Origin of the sequence: Mesorhizobium sp. M2A.F.Ca.ET.037.01.1.1 (genome assembly GCF_003998075.1) — a bacterium.
In the GTDB taxonomy this organism is placed as follows: Bacteria; Pseudomonadota; Alphaproteobacteria; order Rhizobiales; family Rhizobiaceae; genus Mesorhizobium.
Window position 1 is genome coordinate 1 of the sequence record NZ_RZSA01001459.1, and the last position, 1,101, is coordinate 1,101.

The 1,101-nt window shown below is 66.6% G+C and carries 1 protein-coding gene; it reads right to left on the reverse strand.

Annotation, left to right across the window (positions count from 1 at the left end):
* Positions 1-1,101: ATP-binding protein (locus EOA27_RS37565; RefSeq protein WP_245491350.1), on the reverse strand; the 1,101-nt coding region annotated here is incomplete at both ends.

Consider the following 1,101-nt stretch of genomic DNA (forward strand, 5'->3'; position numbering starts at 1 on the left):
GTAGCCGCTGGCGCGGAATTCGCCGAGCATGCCCCGGTCCGTCGGCGCGATCAGGGTGATGGCTTCACAATCGGCGAAGCCTGAGTCGCGCAACCGCTTGAGCAACCTGCCGTCACTGTTTTCGAGCGCGGCGTCGACCAGCAGCACGTTGCAGCCGGCAGCGAATGGAGCGGCCTGGCCTGGCGTCGCCGCAACCTCGACGATGCCGCCATAGGCCCTGATGGCGCGGGCGATGGCATCGGCCTCGATGGCGTTCTTCGAAACGATTACCGCCCGCCGGTCGGCGAGGATGTTGTTGCGGTGCGGCGGCGGCTCGGTCGCGGCAACCGCCGGGATCTCGAGGATAAATTCCGAGCCTTCGCCGAGCCGGCTCGAAACGGAAATCGTGCCGCCCATCGCCGTCACCAGCCGCTTCGAGATGGCAAGGCCAAGGCCGGCGCCGCCATGCACCCTGGTCGAGGTGCCGTCGGATTGCTCGAACTCCTCGAAGATGCGCTCCATGTCCTCTTCACGCAGTCCGGGGCCGGTGTCGGCGACGGTGAAGCAGATGCAGTCGCTGGTTTCGGTGCGGGCGCGCGCCACAGTGAGCAGCACGCCGCCCGTGTCGGTGAACTTCACCGCGTTGCCGATGAGGTTGAGCAGCACCTGGCGCAGGCGGCCGGGGTCGGCGGTGATCATCTGCGGCACGTCGGGTTCGACATGGCAGCCGAGACCGATATTCTTGGCGAAGGCCTTCGCGGCCAGAAGTTCGATGATGTTGTCGGCGATTTCGCGCAGCGAAGTCGGCTGCGGCTCGGGCTCGAAGCGGCCGGCCTCGATCTTGGAATAGTCGAGCAGGTCCTCGATAAGCGCGAGCAGCGCGCTGGCAGAGGTCGAAACAGCGCCGACATAGGTCCGCTGTTCCGGCGACAGATCGGTGTCGGCAAGCAGCTTCGCCATGCCCATGATGCCGTTCATCGGCGTGCGGATCTCGTGGCTGACAGTGGCGAGGAAGCGCGACTTGGCCTGGCTCGCATATTCGGCCCGCTCGCGCGCGGTGATCAGTGAGGATTCGGCGCGCTTGCGGGCGGTGATGTCGCGCGCGATCGCCCGATGCGAGAC